The organism is Xanthobacter sp. SG618 (assembly GCF_012932745.1).
In the GTDB taxonomy this organism is placed as follows: domain Bacteria; phylum Pseudomonadota; class Alphaproteobacteria; order Rhizobiales; family Xanthobacteraceae; genus Xanthobacter; species Xanthobacter flavus.
Window position 1 is genome coordinate 75,781 of sequence record NZ_JABBHL010000009.1, and the last position, 17,196, is coordinate 92,976.

Below are 17,196 nucleotides of genomic sequence, written 5' to 3' on the forward strand. Positions count from 1 at the left end.
GGCGGCGCGGGCGTTGACCTGCCGCAGGTCTCGGGCATCGTCTGGCGGAGCGAACCGATTCCGGTGCCGGGAGGCCGAGATGGAGGAGAGTGGTCAGGTCTTCGACCTTGCCATCGTCGGCGGCGGCATCAATGGCTGCGGCATCGCCCGTGATGCCGTGGGGCGTGGCCTCAGCGTGGTGCTGTTCGAGAAGGGCGATCTCGCCTCCGGCACCTCCTCCGCCTCCACCAAGCTGATCCATGGCGGCCTGCGCTATCTCGAATATTACGAGTTCCGCCTGGTGCGCGAGGCTCTGGCCGAGCGGGAGGTGCTGTGGGGCCTCGCCCCGCACATCGTCTGGCCCCTGCGCTTCGTGCTGCCGCACCATCCCGGCCTGCGCCCGGCATGGATGCTGCGGCTCGGCCTGTGGCTCTACGATCATATCGGCGGCCGCCGCCTGCTGCCTCCCACCCGCACGCTGGACCTGCGGCATGATCCCGCTGGCCAGCCGCTGCGGCCGGGCTACGGCCGCGCCTTCGAATATTCCGACTGCTGGGTGGAGGATGCGCGCCTTGTGGTGCTCAACGCCCGCGACGCCGCGGACCGGGGCGCCGCCATCCGCCCGCGCACCCGCGTCACCGGCGCGCGGCGGGAGGCGGGGCTGTGGGTGATCGAGAGCGAGCATGAGGGCCGCCCCGAGACGGTGAAGGCGCGGGCGCTGGTGGATGCGGCCGGCCCCTGGGCGGGCGAGGTGCTCGACGTGCTGAAGACGGGCAGGGGCGAGGCGCACGCCCCGCTCCGCCTCGTGCAGGGCAGCCACATCGTGGTGCCGCGGCTTTATGCGCACGAGCGCTGCTACATCTTCCAGAATGCGGACGGGCGCATCATCTTCGCCATTCCCTACGAGGGCGATTTCACCCTTATCGGCACCACGGACCGCGATTTCTCCGGCCATCCGGAGGATGTGCACGCGACGCCGGAGGAGGTGGCCTATCTGTGCGCGGCGGCGAGCGAGTATTTCGCCGCCACCATCGCCCCCGAACAGGTGGTGTGGACCTATTCCGGCGTGCGCGCCCTCTATGACGACGGCGCCGGGGCGGCCCAGTCGGCGACGCGGGACTATGTGCTCGCCCTCGACGCGCCGGAGGAGAGGGCGCCGCTCCTCACCGTGTTCGGCGGCAAGATCACCACCTATCGTCGGCTGGCAGAGGCGGCGCTGACGCGCCTCGCGCCGCACTTTCCCCATCTCGGCGCGCCCTTCACCGCGACCGCGCCGCTGCCCGGAGGCGATTTCCCGCGGCAGGGCTATGACACTTTGGTGCGCACCCTGCGCGGGGCATTTCCGGCGCTCGATCCCGCCTTGCTGGCGCGCCTCGCGCGGGCCTATGGCACGTCCGCCTTCCAGTTGCTGGACGGGGTGAGCGACGAGGACGACCTCGGCGACTGGTTCGGCGCGCATCTGTGCGCCCGCGAGGTGGACTATCTGATGGACCGGGAATGGGCTGAGACTGCCGCCGACGTGCTGTGGCGGCGCTCCAAGCTCGGCCTGCGCACCGCGCCGCATGCGGTGGAGGCGCTCGACGCCTACATGGCGGCGCGGCGCGCCTGAAACAGAACAAGGGAGGACGCCGTGGCCGCCTACATTCTCGCCATCGACCAGGGCACCACCTCCTCGCGCGCGCTGCTGGTGCGGCGGGACGGGTCCGTCGCGGCGCTGGCGCAGGAGGAACTGCCGCAGCATTTCCCCGCCTCCGGCCATGTGGAGCAGGAGGCGGAGGACATCTTCGGCACCGTGCTCAATTGCTGCCGCGCGGTGCTGGCCAAGGCCGGCGCCACGGCGTCCGACATCGCCGCCATCGGCATCACCAACCAGCGCGAGACGACGTTGGTGTGGGAGCGCGCGACCGGACGCGCCATCCATCGCGCCATCGTCTGGCAGGACCGCCGCACGGCCGAGGCCTGCGCCCAGCTGGAGGCGGACGGCCACGGGGCGCTGGTGAACGCGCGCACCGGCCTGCTGCTCGATCCCTATTTCTCCGCCACCAAGATCGCCCACATCCTCGATGCCGTGCCCGGTGCGCGGGAACGGGCGGAGACGGGGGAACTGGCCTTCGGCACGGTGGACAGCTTCCTGCTCCATCGCCTCACCGGCGGCCGCGTGCATGTCACCGACGCCACCAATGCCGCGCGCACCCTGCTCTTCGACATTCATCGCGGGGAATGGGACGACGATCTCCTCGCCTTGTTCGGCGTGCCCCGCGCTTTGCTGCCGGAGGTGAAGGACTGCGCCGCGGACTTCGGCACCACCGATCCGGCGCTGTTCGGCGGGCCCATTCCCATCCGCGGCGTGGCGGGGGACCAGCAGGCGGCCATGGTGGGGCAGGCATGCTTTGCGCCCGGCATGGTGAAATCCACCTACGGCACCGGCTGCTTCGCCCTGCTCAATACCGGGACGACCCCCGTCGCCTCCTCCAGCCGGCTGCTGACGACCATCGCCTACCAGATCGGCGGCCAGCGCACCTATGCGCTGGAGGGCTCCATCTTCGTCGCCGGCGCGGCGGTGCAGTGGCTGCGCGACGGGCTGAGGATCATCTCCACCGCCAGCGAGAGCGACCGCCTCGCGGCGGAGGCGGATGCGGGGCAGGACGTGATTCTCGTCCCTGCTTTCGTCGGGCTCGGCGCGCCCTATTGGCGGCCGGAGGTGCGCGGCGCCCTGTTCGGCCTCACCCGCGCCACCGGACCGGCGGAGCTGGCGCGGGCGGCGCTGGAGAGCGTGTGCTTCCAGACCGTGGACCTGATCGACGCCATGCGCGCCGACTGGCCGGACGGTGACACGGTGCTGCGCGTGGACGGCGGCATGACCGCCTCGGACTTCACCATGCAGCGCCTCGCCGACCTTCTCGGCGCCCCGGTGGATCGGCCGGTGCAGAAGGAGACGACCGTGCTCGGCGCTGCCTATCTCGCTGGCCTTGAGTGCGGTTTCTTCCCGCCGCCGGATGTGTTCGCCGGCCAGTGGCGGCTGGAGCGGCGGTTCACGCCGCAGATGCTGCCGGAGGTGCGCACCGGCCGCATCGCCCAGTGGCGGGATGCGGTGGGGCGGCTGATCGGCGGGGTGTGAGGGCGCAGGCTTCGGGATTGACCTTGCCGTCCCGCTGCCGCCGAATGGCGCCCAAGGCGGAGTGGCCTTGGGCAAAGCCCGCTCGGCGTCTGAGCGAAGCAATCGTCCGGCGCCGGTCGAAGACCGGGGGCGGACGCCATGAACAAACACAGGGAGGGCGCGGCCATGGTCCGGGACGACAGTTTCTCGGCGGACGAGCGCGCCGCCATCTATCGCTGCATCGCCGCGCGGCGGGACGTGCGCCGAAACTTCCTGCCCGATCCCGTGCCCGACGCGGTGCTCGCCCGGGTGCTCGCCGCCGGCCATGCGGCGCCCTCGGTGGGCTTCCTGCAGCCGTGGAACTTCATCGTGGTGCGCTCGGACGAGACCAAGGCCGCGCTCCACGCGGCCTTCTCCCGCGCCAATGCCGAGGCGGCGGAAATGTTCGAGGGCGAGCGGGCGCTTCTCTACCGCACGCTGAAGCTGGAGGGCCTGCGCGAGGCGCCGCTCCTCCTGTGCATCACCTGCGAGCGGGATCGCGCGGGGCCGGTGGTGCTGGGGCGCACGCACCAGAGCGAGATGGACATCTATTCCACCGTCTGCGCTGTGCAGAACATCTGGCTGGCGGCGCGGGCGGAAAATCTCGGGGTGGGCTGGGTGTCTATCCTGGACCTGGCCGATCTCAGCCGCATCCTCGCCATTCCCGATCCCATCGTGCCGGTGGCGCTGCTGTGCATGGGCTATGTCGACCAGTTCGCAGCGACGCCGGACCTCGAGCGCGCGGGATGGCGCCAGCGCCTCCCGCTGGAGGAGCTGGTGTTTTCGGAGCGGTTCGGGGAGAAGGTCGGGACGTAAGGCAGCCGGCTTCGGGCAAAAGCTTGAGGGCCCGCCTCAGCGGGCGAGGGCGACCTGCTGGCCGGTTTCGGCGATGGTGCCGACGTAATGGTTCGGGCCATCCGGCTGCAGGCGGGCGGTGACCTTGCCTTGATGGTTCTGCAGCACGATGTCCGAGCCCATCATGTCCCAGCCCTTGGTCATGAAGATCTCGCTGGGGCAGGAGACGTCGGCCTGGGCGGACAGGCCGCTGAGGCCGCGGTCGGTGCCGAGGCGCACCGGGCAGGAGGCCTTGCCGCCATCCCACGAGAAGCTCCAGGCACCGGAAACCTGTTCCTTGGCCGCGCTGGGGGCAAAGGCGGTGGCGCCGGGATTGGCCGGAGGCGGGGTGAGGGGCACGTTGGATGCGGTGGTGCGCGGGGTGATGGCGCCGGTGGCGGTATCGGCCGCAGTGGTGGACACGTTGCCGGGCACGGGCGAGGATTCGACCGCCGCCGTGGGCGCCGTGAGCACGCGATTGGCCGCCGTGGCGGACGGCTTCGCCCCGAAGCCGTCAAGCTCCGTGCTGCACCCACCAAGGGCCAGCGCCAGCGCCGCCGAAACCAGAACCACCTTCATCCATTGTTCTCCGGACGTGTCCGCAACCTAGCGTCTTCGCGAGAAAACCGCCACCCGCCCCTGGGTGGCTCGCACGGGACGCCATCGACGTTCGGACCGCAACTGACAGGCGCGAACCCTAGCCGGCTGCGGGTAAACGCACCCTTTCGCGAGATCGTGGCAGCAGCAAGGCTGGTGATGTATCTAAGTACCGTTTGGAGGCGACGGATGGACGCGATGGTTAAGGCGGTTTAATCACCGGCGCACCTTGCGGCACGGTCTTCCGCGCCCTTTTCCCGTCCCTGCCTTGCCCGGAGCTTCCCATGGCCATGCTCGATCCCCGCACGCTGACCCTCGTCGTGACCGGCGCCACCTCGGGCATCGGCGCCGCCACCGTCCGCCGCTTCGCGAGCGCGGGCTCGAAGGTGGTGGCCGTGGGCCGCCGGGCCGACCGCCTGGACGGCCTCAAGGCCGAGTTCGGCGACCTGATCCTCCCGCTGGAGCTCGACGTGCGCGACGAGAAGGCGACGTTCGACGCCCTCTCCAGCCTGCCGGCGCCGTTCGCCGACTACAACATCGTCTTCGCCAATGCCGGACTCGCGCTCGGGCTGGAGCCCGCGCAGAAGGCGGATCTAGACGAGTGGAAGACCATGGTGGAGACCAACATCACGGGAATGCTCACCACAGTGCGGGCGAGCCTGCCGGCCATGGTGGAGCGCAAGGAGGGGCATGTGGTGTTCACCGGCTCCGTCGCCGGCGACTACCCTTATTTCGGCGGCAACGTCTACGGCGCCACCAAGGCCTTCGTGAAGCAGTTCTCCCTGAACCTGTGGGCGGATGTGGCTGGTACCGGGGTGCGCGTCACCAACATCGAGCCGGGCCTCGTGGAGACCGAATTCTCCGTGGTCCGCTTCGCCGGCGACAAGGGCAAGGCGGATCAGGTCTATGCCGGCTACACGCCCATGACCGGCGAGGACATCGCCGAGCAGGTGTATTTCGCCTGCACCATGCCCCGCCACGTCAACATCAACCGCATCCAGTGCATGGCGGGCCAGCAGACCTTCAACGGGCTGACCGTGCGGCGCGATCCCGCCTGATGGCAGGGGCGGGGGAAATCGGGTGGCCGGCGCTTGCGGCGCCTGCTGAGATGGGCAACGCTCGATCAGAAGGAGACGTGCCGTGCTGGCGCTCGATGCCCCCGATCTCATCCTGCCGGCGGCGGCGCCGACGCTGACGGCGACGCCCGCTGCGCCGCTCGACATCGCCGCCCGCGACTATGACGTGGTACGCCGGGCGGTGGAGTACATCTCCCGCAACGTGCGCCGGCAGCCGGAGGTGGAGGAGATCGCCGCCGCCACCGGCGTCTCTGCCCGCGCGCTGACAGACCTGTTCCGCCGCTGGTGCGGCCTCACGCCCAAGGCATTCCTGCAGGCGGTGACGCTGGACCGCGCCCGGCGCATCGTTGCCGAATGCCCCAACGTGCTGGATGCCGCGCTGGAACTGGGTCTCTCCGGTCCCGGCCGGCTGCACGATCTTTTCGTGGTGCATGAGGCCATGTCGCCGGGGGAGTGGAAGACCGGCGGTGCCGGCCTCGTCATCCGCTTCGGCTTCCACCCGTCCCCGTTCGGGCAGGCGCTGGCCATGTCCACGCCGCGCGGCCTGTGCGGCCTCGCCTTCGCCGATCTGGGGGAGGAGGCGGCGGCGCTCGCCGACATGCGCTCGCGCTGGCCCAATGCCACCTATCTGGAAGACCCGACCGCCACCGCCCCGCTGGTGGCACAGATATTCGATCCCGCCTCATGCCGGGGCGACCAGCCCCTGCGCATCGTCTTCATCGGCACGGATTTCGAGATCCGGGTGTGGGAGACGCTGCTGCGCATCCCCATGGGCCGGGCGACCACCTATTCCACCATCGCCGAGCACGTGGGACGGCCCAAGGCGGCGCGTGCGGTGGGCGCGGCCATCGGCAAGAACCCCATCTCCTTCGTGGTGCCCTGCCACCGCGTCATAGGCAAGAGCGGCGACCTTACGGGCTACCACTGGGGCCTGACGCGCAAGCGAGCCATACTCGGCTGGGAAGCCGCGAAGGTGGAGCCGAAGGCGGAGTAAGAGGCGGGGAGGGGGCCTACCCCACCCAGCCCTTCAATTCCCGCTCCACCACGGTCTTCAGCACCCGCATGCCCTCATCGCCGGCATTGAGGCAGGGGATGGCGGCGAACTTCTCGCCGCCGGCATGCTCGAAGATCTCGCGGTTCTCGACCCCGATCTCCTCCAACGTCTCCAGGCAGTCGGCGACGAAGCCGGGGTTGAACACGGCGAGCCGCTTCACCCCGCTTGTCGCGAGGGCTTTCACCGTCTCGTCCGTATAGGGCTTCAGCCATTCCTCGCGGCCGAAGCGGGACTGGAAGGTGAGGCGAAAGCGCTTCTCGTCCATGCCGAGCCGCGCGCGCAGCAGGCGGGCGGTCTTGGCGCACTGGCAGTGATAGGGGTCGCCCTTCATGAGGTAGGACTTCGGCACGCCGTGGAAGGAGGCGAGGATCACCTCCGGCTCGAAGTCCAAAGCCGCCAGATTCCGCTCCAGGTCGCGCGCGACCGCGTCGATATAGACGGGATCATCGTGCCAGGGCGGGGCGACGCGCAGCGTCGGCTGCCAGCGCATTTCCTTCAGCGCGTCGAAGGCCTTGTCGCAGACCGTCGCGGAGGTGGCGGCGGCATATTGCGGATAGAGCGGCACCAGCAGGATGCGCTCGCAGCCCTGCGCCTGAAGAGCGGCGAGGCGCTCGGCGATGGGTGGCTTGCCGTAGCGCATGGCGAAATCCACGACGATGCGCTCATCGATGCCGGCGAAATGGGCAGCGAGTTTCTCGGCCTGGTCGCGGGTGATGGTCTTGAGCGGGCCTTCGTTGCGCTCCTTGTTCCAGATGCTGGCATAGTCGCGGCCCTTGGGGCCGGGGCGCTTGGTGAGGATGATTGCGTTGAGCACGAACCACCACAGCGCCCGGTTCACCTCGATCACCCGCCGGTCCCAGAGGAATTCCTTCAGATAGGCCCGCATGGACCAGTAGTCTGTCGCCTCCGGCGTGCCGAGATTGACGATGAGCACGCCGATGCGCCCGAACGCCACCTTCGGGTGGTCCTTGGGCAGATGGGTGAAATCGGCGGAGAAGGCGGGAGCGTCGATCATCAGGTCCTCGGCTGCTGCCGGTGAGATGGCGCCTCGGCCGGGGCGCGTCAATGCGCCCGCAGGCGCCGCTCTTTTACGCGACCGGGTGCACGCTGGATGGCCGGTGCCGCACACGCGATGACGGCCCGGACGGCTGGTGCCGCCGGACGGATCAATCGCCGGATGATGAGGTGAGGGATGGTGGGCGCGACAGGGATCGAACCTGTGACCCCTACGATGTCAACGTAGTGCTCTCCCGCTGAGCTACGCGCCCCCTCGCAGGAGCCGCCTCTATATCGGCTCGAAACGCCGGAGGCAAGGCGGGTGTGTCGAAGGATGTTCCGGCCTGTGGATGACGCGTCAGGCGGCCGCCAGCATCTTGCCCACCTCGCTCACGAGGTCGCGCAGGTGGAAGGGCTTGGAGAGCACCTTGGCCTCGCTCGGCGCCTCGCCGTCGGCATTAAGGGCGACCGCGGCGAAGCCGGTGATGAACATCACCTTCAAGTCGGGATCGAGCTCGGTGGCTCGGCGGGCCAGCTCGATGCCGTCCATCTCCGGCATCACGATGTCGGTGAGGAGCAGTTCGAACGGCTCCTCCCGCATGCGTTCGTAGGCGGAGCGGCCGTTGTCGCAGGAGGCGACGGAGTAGCCCGCATTCTGCAACGCCTTCACGAGGAAGCGTCGCATGTCGTTGTCGTCTTCAGCGAGCAGGATCTTGGCCACGCCGCTTCCCCTGATGTCATGTTCTGTCCACCCCCGGCCAGAGCAGGGGGTTCATATGACTTGTCTGCCGCATTCGGGTAAATTCGAAGTGAAAGCCGCGCCACCCCTTTCCAAAAGGTGTTTCGCCGGGCCATCATTCCGCCGCCCGCCGGTGTGAATTCCGGAACTATTCCAAGGTGCTGGGTTCTTGATGACTGCCTGTCTCGCCGACACCATTGAACCCGCATTCGAGGTGCTCACTCCGGTCGAGGCGCGCGCGCCCTTCCTCTTCAACTCCCCGCATTCCGGCCGCATCTATCCGCGCAGTTTCGTCGAGCAGACCCGTCTCGACTTTTCAACCCTGCGCCGCTCCGAGGATACGTTCGTCGACGAATTGTTCGGCGACTGCGTCGCGCTCGGCGCGCCGATGATGCGGGCGCTGTTCCCGCGCTCCTTCCTCGACCTCAATCGCGAGCCGTACGAGCTCGACCCGCGCATGTTCGAAGGCCGGCTGCCGCCCTTTGCCAACACGCGGTCGATTCGCGTGTCCGGCGGCCTCGGCACCATCGCACGGGTGGTGGGCGACGCGCAGGAGATCTATCCGCGCCGTCTCGCCGTGAACGAGGCGCTGGAGCGCATCGAGACCTATTACAAGCCCTACCACCAGACCCTGCGCCGCCTCGTGGGGCGAATCCAGCGGGAATGGGGACTGGCGGTGCTGGTGGATTGCCACTCCATGCCCTCCACCTCCGCGCGGGACGAGGTGGCGCGGGCCGATTTCGTCATCGGCGATCGCTACGGCACAAGCTGCAGCGATCTCGTGACCGACGCCATCGAACGGTCTCTCACTGCCCGCGGCTACCGGGTGGTGCGCAACAAGCCCTATGCGGGCGGCTATATTACTGAGCACTACGGAAACCCCTCCGCCGGGCTGCACGCGGTGCAGATCGAACTCAACCGCAGCCTCTACATGGATGAGGCCGGTTATGAGCGAAATGGCGGATTTGTGCGGGTTCAGGCCGACATTCGCGCCCTGATGGGGGACCTGTTCATCGCGGTGTCGGAGGGCCTTGCCCCGCTCCGTGCGGCAGCTGAATGACAAAGCCCTGCATTTTTGCATAAGGTGCCTTGCGTTTTTCGTATGGCAAGGCTACCAATTGCGCACGGTTGCCGAGGAATTACTCAGGCACCATCGAATTCCGGCCCGGACTGGCTTCGCCCTGCGAAGACGTCCGCGAGACACGGGATCGAATGGCGGCGCAAGACCGCATCCAGGGATGGAACGAGAGGGGCCTAGACAGGGCGGCGGGTGACGGCGAATGCCGGATCGGCCAGCCCGAAAAAGAAAGGGGCCGTCCGCGTGAGCAGACGGCCCAAGTCTAGGGAGGAAACGCCCAAGGAGGGCAGCGACACAGCGACGCCAATCGCCGTGTCGCAATGCACAAATAGCCGAGTGCAGTGCCATAAATCAAGTGCGCGTTTGTCGCAGCCTGGTATACCACGGCAATTCATTGATTTTTATAAGGATTTATTTCTCCCGGCTAAGCCCGGGCTGGGGCCTGTGCGATCGGGCCGCTCAAAAAAATCGATAAAAGCGTGCGCTTGGTCCGACTCGGCCGTGCCGGGGATGGCCAGGACTCGGCATGTCCGGCGCCGGGCCCATGGTGACGGTCAGTCGATCAGGGCTAAACGCACGCAGGTGGACGCGCGCGGTCGACCACAGCCGCGAGCTTCTCTTCACGCGCCACGGGCGCGGAGCGGGATCTGGCAGGGCAGGAGTCGCGAGCGGGGGAGTCGGAGGCGGACGCAGGCCACCGGGACTTTGCCGGGCGGCGCGCATTTCCTGCCTCGGCATGAGGGGCCGAAAAAAGAAAGGGGCCGCTGAGAACAGCGGCCCAAGTCTAGGGAGGAAACGCCCAAGGAGGGCAGCGGCACCGCAACAAGCAATGCCGCGCTGCATCAATATGACGAACGGCCCCCTCTGCATCAAGTCCGTGACAGGCAGATAGTTTGTGCATCTGTCCAACATTTAAAACCATTTATTTTCAGCCCATTGCGGCGGACCTGCCCAATCTTTGCGCGTTCTGCCTGCCGCGCCTGCCGCTGCGGCGATCATCTCGCATCGCACGTGTGCCGCCGGGATCATCGGCAGCCGGATTCGGCCGACGTGCCGCATCGGGCTATCCGCGACCGGAGCCGTACTTCCCCCGCAGATTTTCCTTGGCAGCCGCAGGCACCCGCGCTTTCTTGCCGGCGCGGGCACCCTCGGCCCGCCCGATCGTTCCGGAGCGCCCATGACCGCCGTCGATTTCGACGCCTTCGTCCATCAGCTTGCGACCGTCTCGGGCGAGGCCATCCTGCCCTTCTTCCGCACGGCCCTGGGCATCGAGGACAAGAGCGCGGGCCGCGCCTTCGATCCCGTCACCGAGGCGGACCGGGCGGCCGAGCAGGCCATGCGCACGCTCATCCGCTCCACATTCCCCGCCCACGGCATCATCGGCGAGGAGTTCGAGAACGTGGCGGCGAACGCGCCCTATACCTGGGCGCTGGACCCCATCGACGGCACCAAGTCATTCATCGCCGGCCTGCCCGCCTGGGGTACGCTGATCGGCCTTCTGAAGGAGGGCGATCCGGTCTACGGCATGATGCACCAGCCGTTCATCGGCGAGCGCTTCTTCGGCGACGGCGGCGCGGCGCGCTATCGTGGCCCGGCCGGCGAGCGCACCCTCGCCACCCGCGACTGCGGACGGCTGGAGGATGCGGTGCTCTACACCACCAGCCCCCGCCTCATGAACGACGAAGACCGCGCCGCCTTCGGCACGGTGGAGGAGCGCGTGCGCATGTCGCGCTACGGCGGCGATTGCTACGCCTATTGCATGGTGGCGGCGGGCCTCATCGATCTCGTCATCGAGACCGGCCTGCAGGATCACGATGTGATCGCCCTGGTGCCCATCATTGAGGGCGCGGGCGGCGTGGTCACCAGCTGGGAAGGCGGTTCGCCGGTGGCGGGCGGCCGCGTGGTCGCCGCCGGCAGCCGCAAGGTGCACGAGGCGGCGCTGCGCCAGCTCACCGGCGGCTGAGCATCCTCAGATCGGCGTGCCCGGAATGAAGGCGTCGAACGCCGCCCAGAACTGGGCGCGGAAGATGTCGCGTTCCATCAGCAGCTCGTGCCGGCTGGCCGGCACCACCACATGGGCGCCGGCGATGAGCCGGGCCGAGAAATGCTCGATGGCCTTGTTGGACACGAGCCGCTCTCCCCCTGCCGCGATGATGAGCAGCGGCTGGCGGATGCGCGGAATCACGTCGGGATGGGTCAATTCCGCCATGGTGGAATAGGCGCCCGCCAGCCAGCCGATGGTCGGCGCCCCGAGATCGAGCTGCGGATAGGCCGTGACCAGAGCGTGCGTGCGATCGAATCGGCCGCGGTCCGAGGTCAGCGGATTGCCCTCGAACTTCAGCCGCGCCAGCGAGCGCCCGCGCCCGCCAGGCACGAAGGCGCGGGCGAAGCCGATGTGGGAGAGAACGGCGGCGGTCGGCCGGACGATGCCCTCGAAGGGCACCGAATCAAGCCCCAGCATGGGCGCGCTCAACACCATGCGATCGAACCAGCGCTGCCCCTCCAGCACCGAGGACAGGAGGATCGAGCCGCCCATGGAGTGGGCGAGCGCGAAGTGGGGCGGCGGGCAATCCGGCAGCAGCACCTCGCGGGCGAAGGCCTCGAGGTCGAGCAGATAATCCGAAAAGCGGGTGACGTGCCCCTTCAGGCGGTTGCGCAGCAGATGCTGGGAGCCGCCCTGGCCCCGCCAGTCCAGCAGCGCCACGGCGAAGCCGCGCGACCTCAGCTCGCGCACCACCTCGAAATATTTCTCGATGAACTCGCAGCGGCCGCTGAACAGCGCGACGGTGCCTTTCGCCTTGCCCTCGGGCATGAAGCGGGCGAAGCGCAGGCGCACGCCGTCCCGGGCGGTGATCTCGCCTTCGATCGCGCCTTCGGGCACCGGATTGTTCGGCAGAAAATAGAGCGTCATGAGGCTCGCAGCGATGGAAGGCGGGCGGGCTGAGGGTTACACGCCGGGCGCCCGCTTCACAATCGCCGTCTCGCGCGGGATCGGCGCTCAGCGCGCGCCCTCTCGCGCGGGAGCAGCGCTCAGCGCGGCGCGCCGGAGCCGATGACCTGCATGCCGCTGATGTCGCCGCTGGCGGCATCCAGCACCAGCCGCACCCGCTCGCCGCGCGGGCCGGTGGCCTCGGCGAGGAAGCTCTGGCCGCGCTGGCGCACGGCGCCGATCTGGCGGAAGCCGCGGGCCTCCAGGCTCGGCGCGACGGTCTCTGCAGTGAGCGGAAGGGGGCCGGCGGGGGCGATCTGGTAGGGCCGGTAGGCGCGGGGGGCGATGGCGCCGCCGGGCATCAGGGCGGCCTCGTCCGGCATCTGGGTCGCGGTGACGGAGGCGGCGCGGGCGAGCGGCAGGCCGGGCAAGGCGATCGTCCCGGCTTCGCTTGGCGGATGGTACGAGTGCAAAGGCGGGGGCTTGGCCGGAACGGCCGGCTGGACACCGGCCGGGGCCGGCGGCTCGGGGCCGCACTGGGCGAGGGCCCGCGTCATGGGCGGCGCGAGCGCCATCAGGAAGAAGGCCGCACAGGCGGCCGCACAGGCCCGCATCGCCCGACCTCCCCTTGCTCCCCGCCTCCTCACCGGATCACGCCGCGGACGGAGCAGATGTCGTTGGGGAAAAGTCTAGCCGCGTCTGGTGAACGCGGGCCTGCGGCGGCGTTCATCGCCGGTTCAGATTGTGGCCGGGGCACCCCCTTGACGCCCGAAACGGGCCTACCCACATCCGAAAAGGCGCCGGGCAGAGACCTGACGGCGCCCTGACCGGACCCGGCTTTATGCGGGTCCCGCATGTCGCTTCAAAGGAGGATATGCCATGCGTACGTTTGACCTTGCCCCCCTGTACCGCAATACCGTCGGTTTCGACCGGCTGTTCTCGCTGCTCGATTCCGTCGGCGGCGTGGATGCGGCGCCCACCTACCCGCCCTACAACATCGAGCGCACGGGCGAGAACGCCTATCGCATCACGGTGGCTGTGGCGGGCTTCACCGAGGCCGAGCTCGGCATCGAGGTGAAGGAAAACACCCTCACCCTCAAGGGCGAGAAGAAATCGTCCGAAGCGTCCGAGAGCGCCCAGGTGCTCTATCGCGGCATCGCCGCCCGCGCCTTCGAGCGTCGCTTCCAGCTCGCCGACCATGTGGAGGTGAAGGGCGCGGTACTTGAGAATGGCCTGCTGCACGTGGACCTCGTGCGCAACATTCCCGAGACCAAGAAGCCCCGCATCATTCCCATCGCGGGAGCGACCTCCGCCCCCAAGACCATCGAGGGTGCGCCGGTAGAGCGCGCGGCCCAGGCGGCCTGACCGGCGGAAATGAAAGGGCGGGCTGCGGCCCGCCTGCCAAGACTTGAGGGCGGTGCGCAGGCGCCGCCCTTTTGCATGGTGCTTCCGGATGGCTGCTTCTGCATGGCGCCGATGCCGGCCGGGGGGTTGATCTCAAGGCGCGGCCGGGAGAGGAGGGGGCATTCGCTCCCGTGCGTTCCCTCCGGAAAAGGTCGCCTGCCGTGTCCGCGCCCCGCAAGGTTCTCGTCACCACCCGCCTGTTCGATGCCGCCGCCGCCGAATATCTCACCGAGCACGGCTGCGTGGTGGTCCCCTCCGGCCTGCCGGGCGATGCGCTCGATGCCGACATTCCCGACGCCGCCCTGAGCGCGCTGCTGGAAGGCGTCGAGGGCTGGATCGTCGGCATGCGCGCGGTGACGCGGGAGATTCTTGCCGCCCATCCCGATCTCAAGGTCATCGCCCGTCGCGGCGTCGGCTATGAGCGGGTGGACGTGGCGTCCGCCAAGGCGCTCGGCCGGGTGGTCACCATCGCGGCGGGCGCCAATGACGATGCGGTGGCGGACCACACCCTGGCGATGATTCTCGCGCTGCTACGGCGCCTGAAGGAGAGCGACCGCGCCATCGCCGCCGGCAATTGGCGGGTGCTGAGCGGATACGACCTCACGGGCAAGACGGTGGGCCTCGTCGGGCTCGGCCGCATCGGCAAGGCGGTGGCGCGGCGCCTGCACGGCTTCGGGACCAAGGTTCTGGTGGCGACCCGCACCCCCGACCCGGATTTCCCCTTCGTGGATTATGTGCCGCTCGACGACCTGATCGCGCAGAGCGACATCATCAGTATCCACGCGCCGCTCACTCCCGAGACCCGCCACCTGATCGGAGCTGACGCGCTCGCCGCCATGAAGCCCCATGCGCTGGTCATCAACACCTCGCGCGGTGGCCTCGTGGACGACCGCGCGCTGCTGGCCGCGCTGGAGGCGGGACGCATCGGCGGCGCCGGCCTCGACGTGTTCGAGGCGGAGGCGGACGCGGCGATGCTACCGGTTGCCGCCGCTCTGGCCGCACGGCCCGACGTGGTGGCGACGGCTCACGCCTCCGGCTCCAGCGCCGAGGCGCTGGCCCGCGGCAACCTCATCTCGGCGCAATGCGTGGTGGCGGCGCTGGACGGAACGGATTTCCCGCCCGGCTGCCTCATCGCCGACGGGCGCTGAGGCTCCCCATTCCAACGCGTTTTCTTCACGCGAACCGGTACCCACTTCGCTCGAAAACGCTTTACCCGCCGCTGATGGCGGTGAGCACGAACACGTCCGCGCCGGGCCGCAGTGGGGTATCCAGCCGCGCCCGGCGCCCGTCGACGAACACGTTGATGTGGCGGCGGATGGCGGGGCGCTCGTCGCACAGTCGGTCGCGCATGCCGGGCCAGCGCGTCTCCAGCGCATCCATCAGCTCGCGCACCGTCGCAGCGGGAAGCTCCAGATAGGTCTCCCCGTCCGGGAACAGCCGGACGAGGTGGGCCGGCAGGCGCACCTTCACCGGCGCGGTGTCGTCCGTCACCGCTCAGGTCTCCACCACCAGAGTCTCCACGGAGGAGATGGTGGGAAGGTGCTCGGCAAGGCGCGTCCAGCTCTCCCCCTCGTCGGCGCTGGCATAGATCTCGCCGGAGCCGGTGCCGAAATAGACGCCGGCGGGCTCCAGCGTGTCGGTGGCCATGGCCTGCCGCAGCACGTTGAAATAGGCGTCCTTCTGCGGCAGGCCGGACCGCAGCGCCTGCCATGAGGCGCCGCCGTCGCGGGTGCGCCACACGGCAGCCTTCGCCTCCGGCATGAAGCGGCCGGCGGTGTCGCCGTTGAGCGGCACGAGGAACAGCGTCTCCGCATCGCGCGGATGGGCGGCCGCCGGAAAGCCGAAGCTGGAGGGCAGGCCCTTCTCGATGCTCTGCCACGACACGCCGCCGTCGTCGGAGCGGTACATGCCGCAATGGTTCTGCTGGTAGAGGCGGTGGCGCAAGCCCGGCGCCTTGACCACGCAATGCACGCACTGGCCATGCTCGGGGTAGCGTTGGTCCTCGGGCATGTAATCGGCGCGGGTACCGCGATTGCGCGCGCTCCAGGTGCGTCCGCCATCGGCGCTGTGGAAGACGCCGGCGGCGGAGATGCCCACCCACAGTGCGTCCGGATCGTCCGGATCCAGCACGAGGGAGTGGAGGATGAGGCCCGCGCCGCCGGGACCCCAATCGCCGCGGGACGGGTGCTTCTGCAGGCCGTCGAGGGCGGTGAAGCTCTGCCCGCGATCATCCGAGCGGAACAGGCCGGCAGGCTCGACGCCGGCATAGAGCACGCCCTCCGCCCCGGGCGCGAGGCTCCAGACGGATTTCACCGGCGCCTCGCCTTCGGCATGGGCAAGGCCACGGGAGGAATGGGTCCAGCTGGCGCCGAGATCGTCCGACTGCCACACGGCAGGGCCGAACCATTCATTCCCGCCGCCCGCATAGATGCGGCCGGAGGTGCGATCGCCCACCACGTGATTGGTCGGCCACGTGTCGCAGAAGGGACCGCGCAGCGACCAGCTCGTCCGGGCAGGGTCGCTCTCCAGAATGAACGCGCCTTTCTTCGTTCCGATCAGGATCAGCACCTTCTGCGTCATCTTCTCCCTCCCACGGCCCCGGGGCTTCGGGCCACCCCGAGGACGCGGACGCAGGCGACGCACCGACACGGCAAGGATAAGATTTTGCGACACGGGCGAATCGCGGGCTTGGAAATTTAGAACTGACGATTTATGATAATCGTCAGTTTATGGGAGTGCATGGTGAACGTCAGGGTGAAGGAGACGGCGGACGAGACCCGTGAGCGCATCGCGCGGACGGCGGAGGAATTGTTTCGCCGCATGGGTTTCGCCAAGACGGCGGTGGCGGACATCGCCGCCGAACTCGGCATGTCGCCGGCCAATGTCTACCGCTTCTTCCCCTCCAAGAACGCCATCGTCGCCACCATCTGCGGCCGCTGCCTCAACGAGAGCGAGGCGGAGGTGGCCGCGGCCATTGCCGACGTCGGCTCGCCCCAGGAGCGCATCCTCGCCGCCTATCTGTCCATCATGCGCTACCACAAGGAGAATTTCCTTGAGGAGCGGCGCGTGCACGACATGGTTCTGGTGGCCATCGAGAACAATTGGGAGGCCATAGAGGCCCACAAGGCGCGCCTGTGCGATCTGACCGCCCGCGTCCTCGCCGAGGGCATCGCGCAGGGTGTGTTCGTTGCCCATGATCCCTCGAAGGTCAGCCGGCAGATCCAGAGCGCCCTCATTCGCTTCTGCCACCCCATTTTGGTGGCGCAGCATATCGACGAGGATCAGGAGGCCGCTCTGCGGGACACCCTCCGGTTCATTCTGAGAAGTATCGAGGTGGAGCGTTCGCCTCTCCCATGAGCGGGGTGAGCGAAACG

17 protein-coding genes and 1 tRNA gene are annotated in these 17,196 nt (G+C 68.6%); 10 read left to right on the forward strand and 8 right to left on the reverse strand.

Annotation, left to right across the window (positions count from 1 at the left end; all coding sequences use genetic code 11):
* The first annotated feature begins 79 nt into the window (after positions 1-79).
* From glpD to bluB, 3 genes are all read left to right on the forward strand, one after another.
* The gene (gene glpD, locus FHT36_RS21105) at positions 80-1,588 is read left to right on the forward strand and encodes a glycerol-3-phosphate dehydrogenase (RefSeq protein WP_169124435.1); all 1,509 of its coding nucleotides are present in this window, start codon (positions 80-82) and stop codon (positions 1,586-1,588) included.
* A 21-nt stretch (positions 1,589-1,609) separates the two neighbouring features.
* On the forward strand, positions 1,610-3,097 hold the full coding sequence (gene glpK, locus FHT36_RS21110; protein WP_169124436.1) for a glycerol kinase GlpK: 1,488 nt from the start codon (positions 1,610-1,612) through the stop codon (positions 3,095-3,097).
* A 138-nt stretch (positions 3,098-3,235) separates the two neighbouring features.
* Positions 3,236-3,931: a 5,6-dimethylbenzimidazole synthase gene (bluB, locus tag FHT36_RS21115; RefSeq protein WP_246702355.1), complete on the forward strand. Its 696-nt coding sequence runs from the start codon at positions 3,236-3,238 to the stop codon at positions 3,929-3,931.
* A 36-nt stretch (positions 3,932-3,967) separates the two neighbouring features.
* Here bluB and FHT36_RS21120 read toward each other — a convergent pair whose 3' ends face one another.
* A complete protein-coding gene (locus FHT36_RS21120) occupies positions 3,968-4,528 on the reverse strand; it encodes a protease inhibitor Inh/omp19 family protein (RefSeq protein ID WP_169124437.1) in 561 nt (186 codons plus the stop codon).
* 302 nt (positions 4,529-4,830) lie between these two features.
* On the opposite strand from FHT36_RS21120, the gene FHT36_RS21125 reads away from it, so the two are divergent.
* Together FHT36_RS21125 and FHT36_RS21130 are read left to right on the forward strand one after the other, a co-directional pair.
* On the forward strand, positions 4,831-5,604 hold the full coding sequence (locus FHT36_RS21125) for an SDR family NAD(P)-dependent oxidoreductase (protein ID WP_169124438.1): 774 nt from the start codon (positions 4,831-4,833) through the stop codon (positions 5,602-5,604).
* 82 nt (positions 5,605-5,686) lie between these two features.
* Entirely contained in the window at positions 5,687-6,616 is a 930-nt protein-coding gene (locus FHT36_RS21130; protein WP_407077087.1) for a methylated-DNA--[protein]-cysteine S-methyltransferase, read from the forward strand.
* 16 nt (positions 6,617-6,632) lie between these two features.
* Here FHT36_RS21130 and hemH read toward each other — a convergent pair whose 3' ends face one another.
* The 3 genes from hemH to cpdR all read right to left on the reverse strand — a co-directional run bounded on the left by hemH (position 6,633) and on the right by cpdR (position 8,393).
* Positions 6,633-7,691 carry a ferrochelatase gene (gene hemH / locus FHT36_RS21135; RefSeq protein ID WP_169124439.1) on the reverse strand — a complete coding sequence of 353 codons (1,059 nt, stop codon included), beginning with the start codon at positions 7,689-7,691 and terminating at the stop codon, positions 6,633-6,635.
* Between the two features lie 178 nt (positions 7,692-7,869).
* Positions 7,870-7,944, reverse strand: a tRNA-Val gene (locus FHT36_RS21140).
* A gap of 86 nt (positions 7,945-8,030) precedes the next feature.
* Entirely contained in the window at positions 8,031-8,393 is a 363-nt protein-coding gene (cpdR, locus tag FHT36_RS21145) for a cell cycle two-component system response regulator CpdR (RefSeq protein WP_024277671.1), read from the reverse strand.
* Positions 8,394-8,583: 190 nt separating this feature from the next.
* On the opposite strand from cpdR, the gene FHT36_RS21150 reads away from it, so the two are divergent.
* The gene (locus tag FHT36_RS21150) at positions 8,584-9,471 is read left to right on the forward strand and encodes an N-formylglutamate amidohydrolase (protein ID WP_169124580.1); all 888 of its coding nucleotides are present in this window, start codon (positions 8,584-8,586) and stop codon (positions 9,469-9,471) included.
* A gap of 1,195 nt (positions 9,472-10,666) precedes the next feature.
* A complete protein-coding gene (gene hisN, locus FHT36_RS21155; RefSeq protein ID WP_169124440.1) occupies positions 10,667-11,452 on the forward strand; it encodes a histidinol-phosphatase in 786 nt (261 codons plus the stop codon).
* A 6-nt stretch (positions 11,453-11,458) separates the two neighbouring features.
* On the opposite strand, the gene FHT36_RS21160 is transcribed toward hisN, so the two are convergent.
* The gene (locus FHT36_RS21160; RefSeq protein ID WP_169124441.1) at positions 11,459-12,400 is read right to left on the reverse strand and encodes an alpha/beta fold hydrolase; all 942 of its coding nucleotides are present in this window, start codon (positions 12,398-12,400) and stop codon (positions 11,459-11,461) included.
* Between the two features lie 119 nt (positions 12,401-12,519).
* Complete coding sequence (locus FHT36_RS24615; protein ID WP_246702356.1) at positions 12,520-13,032, reverse strand: hypothetical protein; 513 nt, start codon at positions 13,030-13,032, stop codon at positions 12,520-12,522.
* A 265-nt stretch (positions 13,033-13,297) separates the two neighbouring features.
* Between FHT36_RS24615 and FHT36_RS21170 the strand changes: the two genes are divergently transcribed.
* The gene (locus FHT36_RS21170; RefSeq protein ID WP_169124442.1) at positions 13,298-13,783 is read left to right on the forward strand and encodes an Hsp20 family protein; all 486 of its coding nucleotides are present in this window, start codon (positions 13,298-13,300) and stop codon (positions 13,781-13,783) included.
* A 200-nt stretch (positions 13,784-13,983) separates the two neighbouring features.
* Complete coding sequence (locus FHT36_RS21175) at positions 13,984-14,970, forward strand: phosphoglycerate dehydrogenase (RefSeq protein WP_169124443.1); 987 nt, start codon at positions 13,984-13,986, stop codon at positions 14,968-14,970.
* Positions 14,971-15,031: 61 nt separating this feature from the next.
* On the opposite strand, the gene FHT36_RS21180 is transcribed toward FHT36_RS21175, so the two are convergent.
* Both FHT36_RS21180 and FHT36_RS21185 read right to left on the reverse strand, forming a co-directional pair.
* Positions 15,032-15,313 carry a MoaD/ThiS family protein gene (locus tag FHT36_RS21180; RefSeq protein ID WP_169124444.1) on the reverse strand — a complete coding sequence of 94 codons (282 nt, stop codon included), beginning with the start codon at positions 15,311-15,313 and terminating at the stop codon, positions 15,032-15,034.
* A 3-nt stretch (positions 15,314-15,316) separates the two neighbouring features.
* Complete coding sequence (locus tag FHT36_RS21185; protein WP_169124445.1) at positions 15,317-16,402, reverse strand: exo-alpha-sialidase; 1,086 nt, start codon at positions 16,400-16,402, stop codon at positions 15,317-15,319.
* 159 nt (positions 16,403-16,561) lie between these two features.
* On the opposite strand from FHT36_RS21185, the gene FHT36_RS21190 reads away from it, so the two are divergent.
* Positions 16,562-17,179, forward strand: coding sequence for a TetR/AcrR family transcriptional regulator (locus tag FHT36_RS21190; RefSeq protein WP_169124446.1), 618 nt, complete (start codon positions 16,562-16,564; stop codon positions 17,177-17,179).
* Positions 17,180-17,196: the final 17 nt, after the last annotated feature.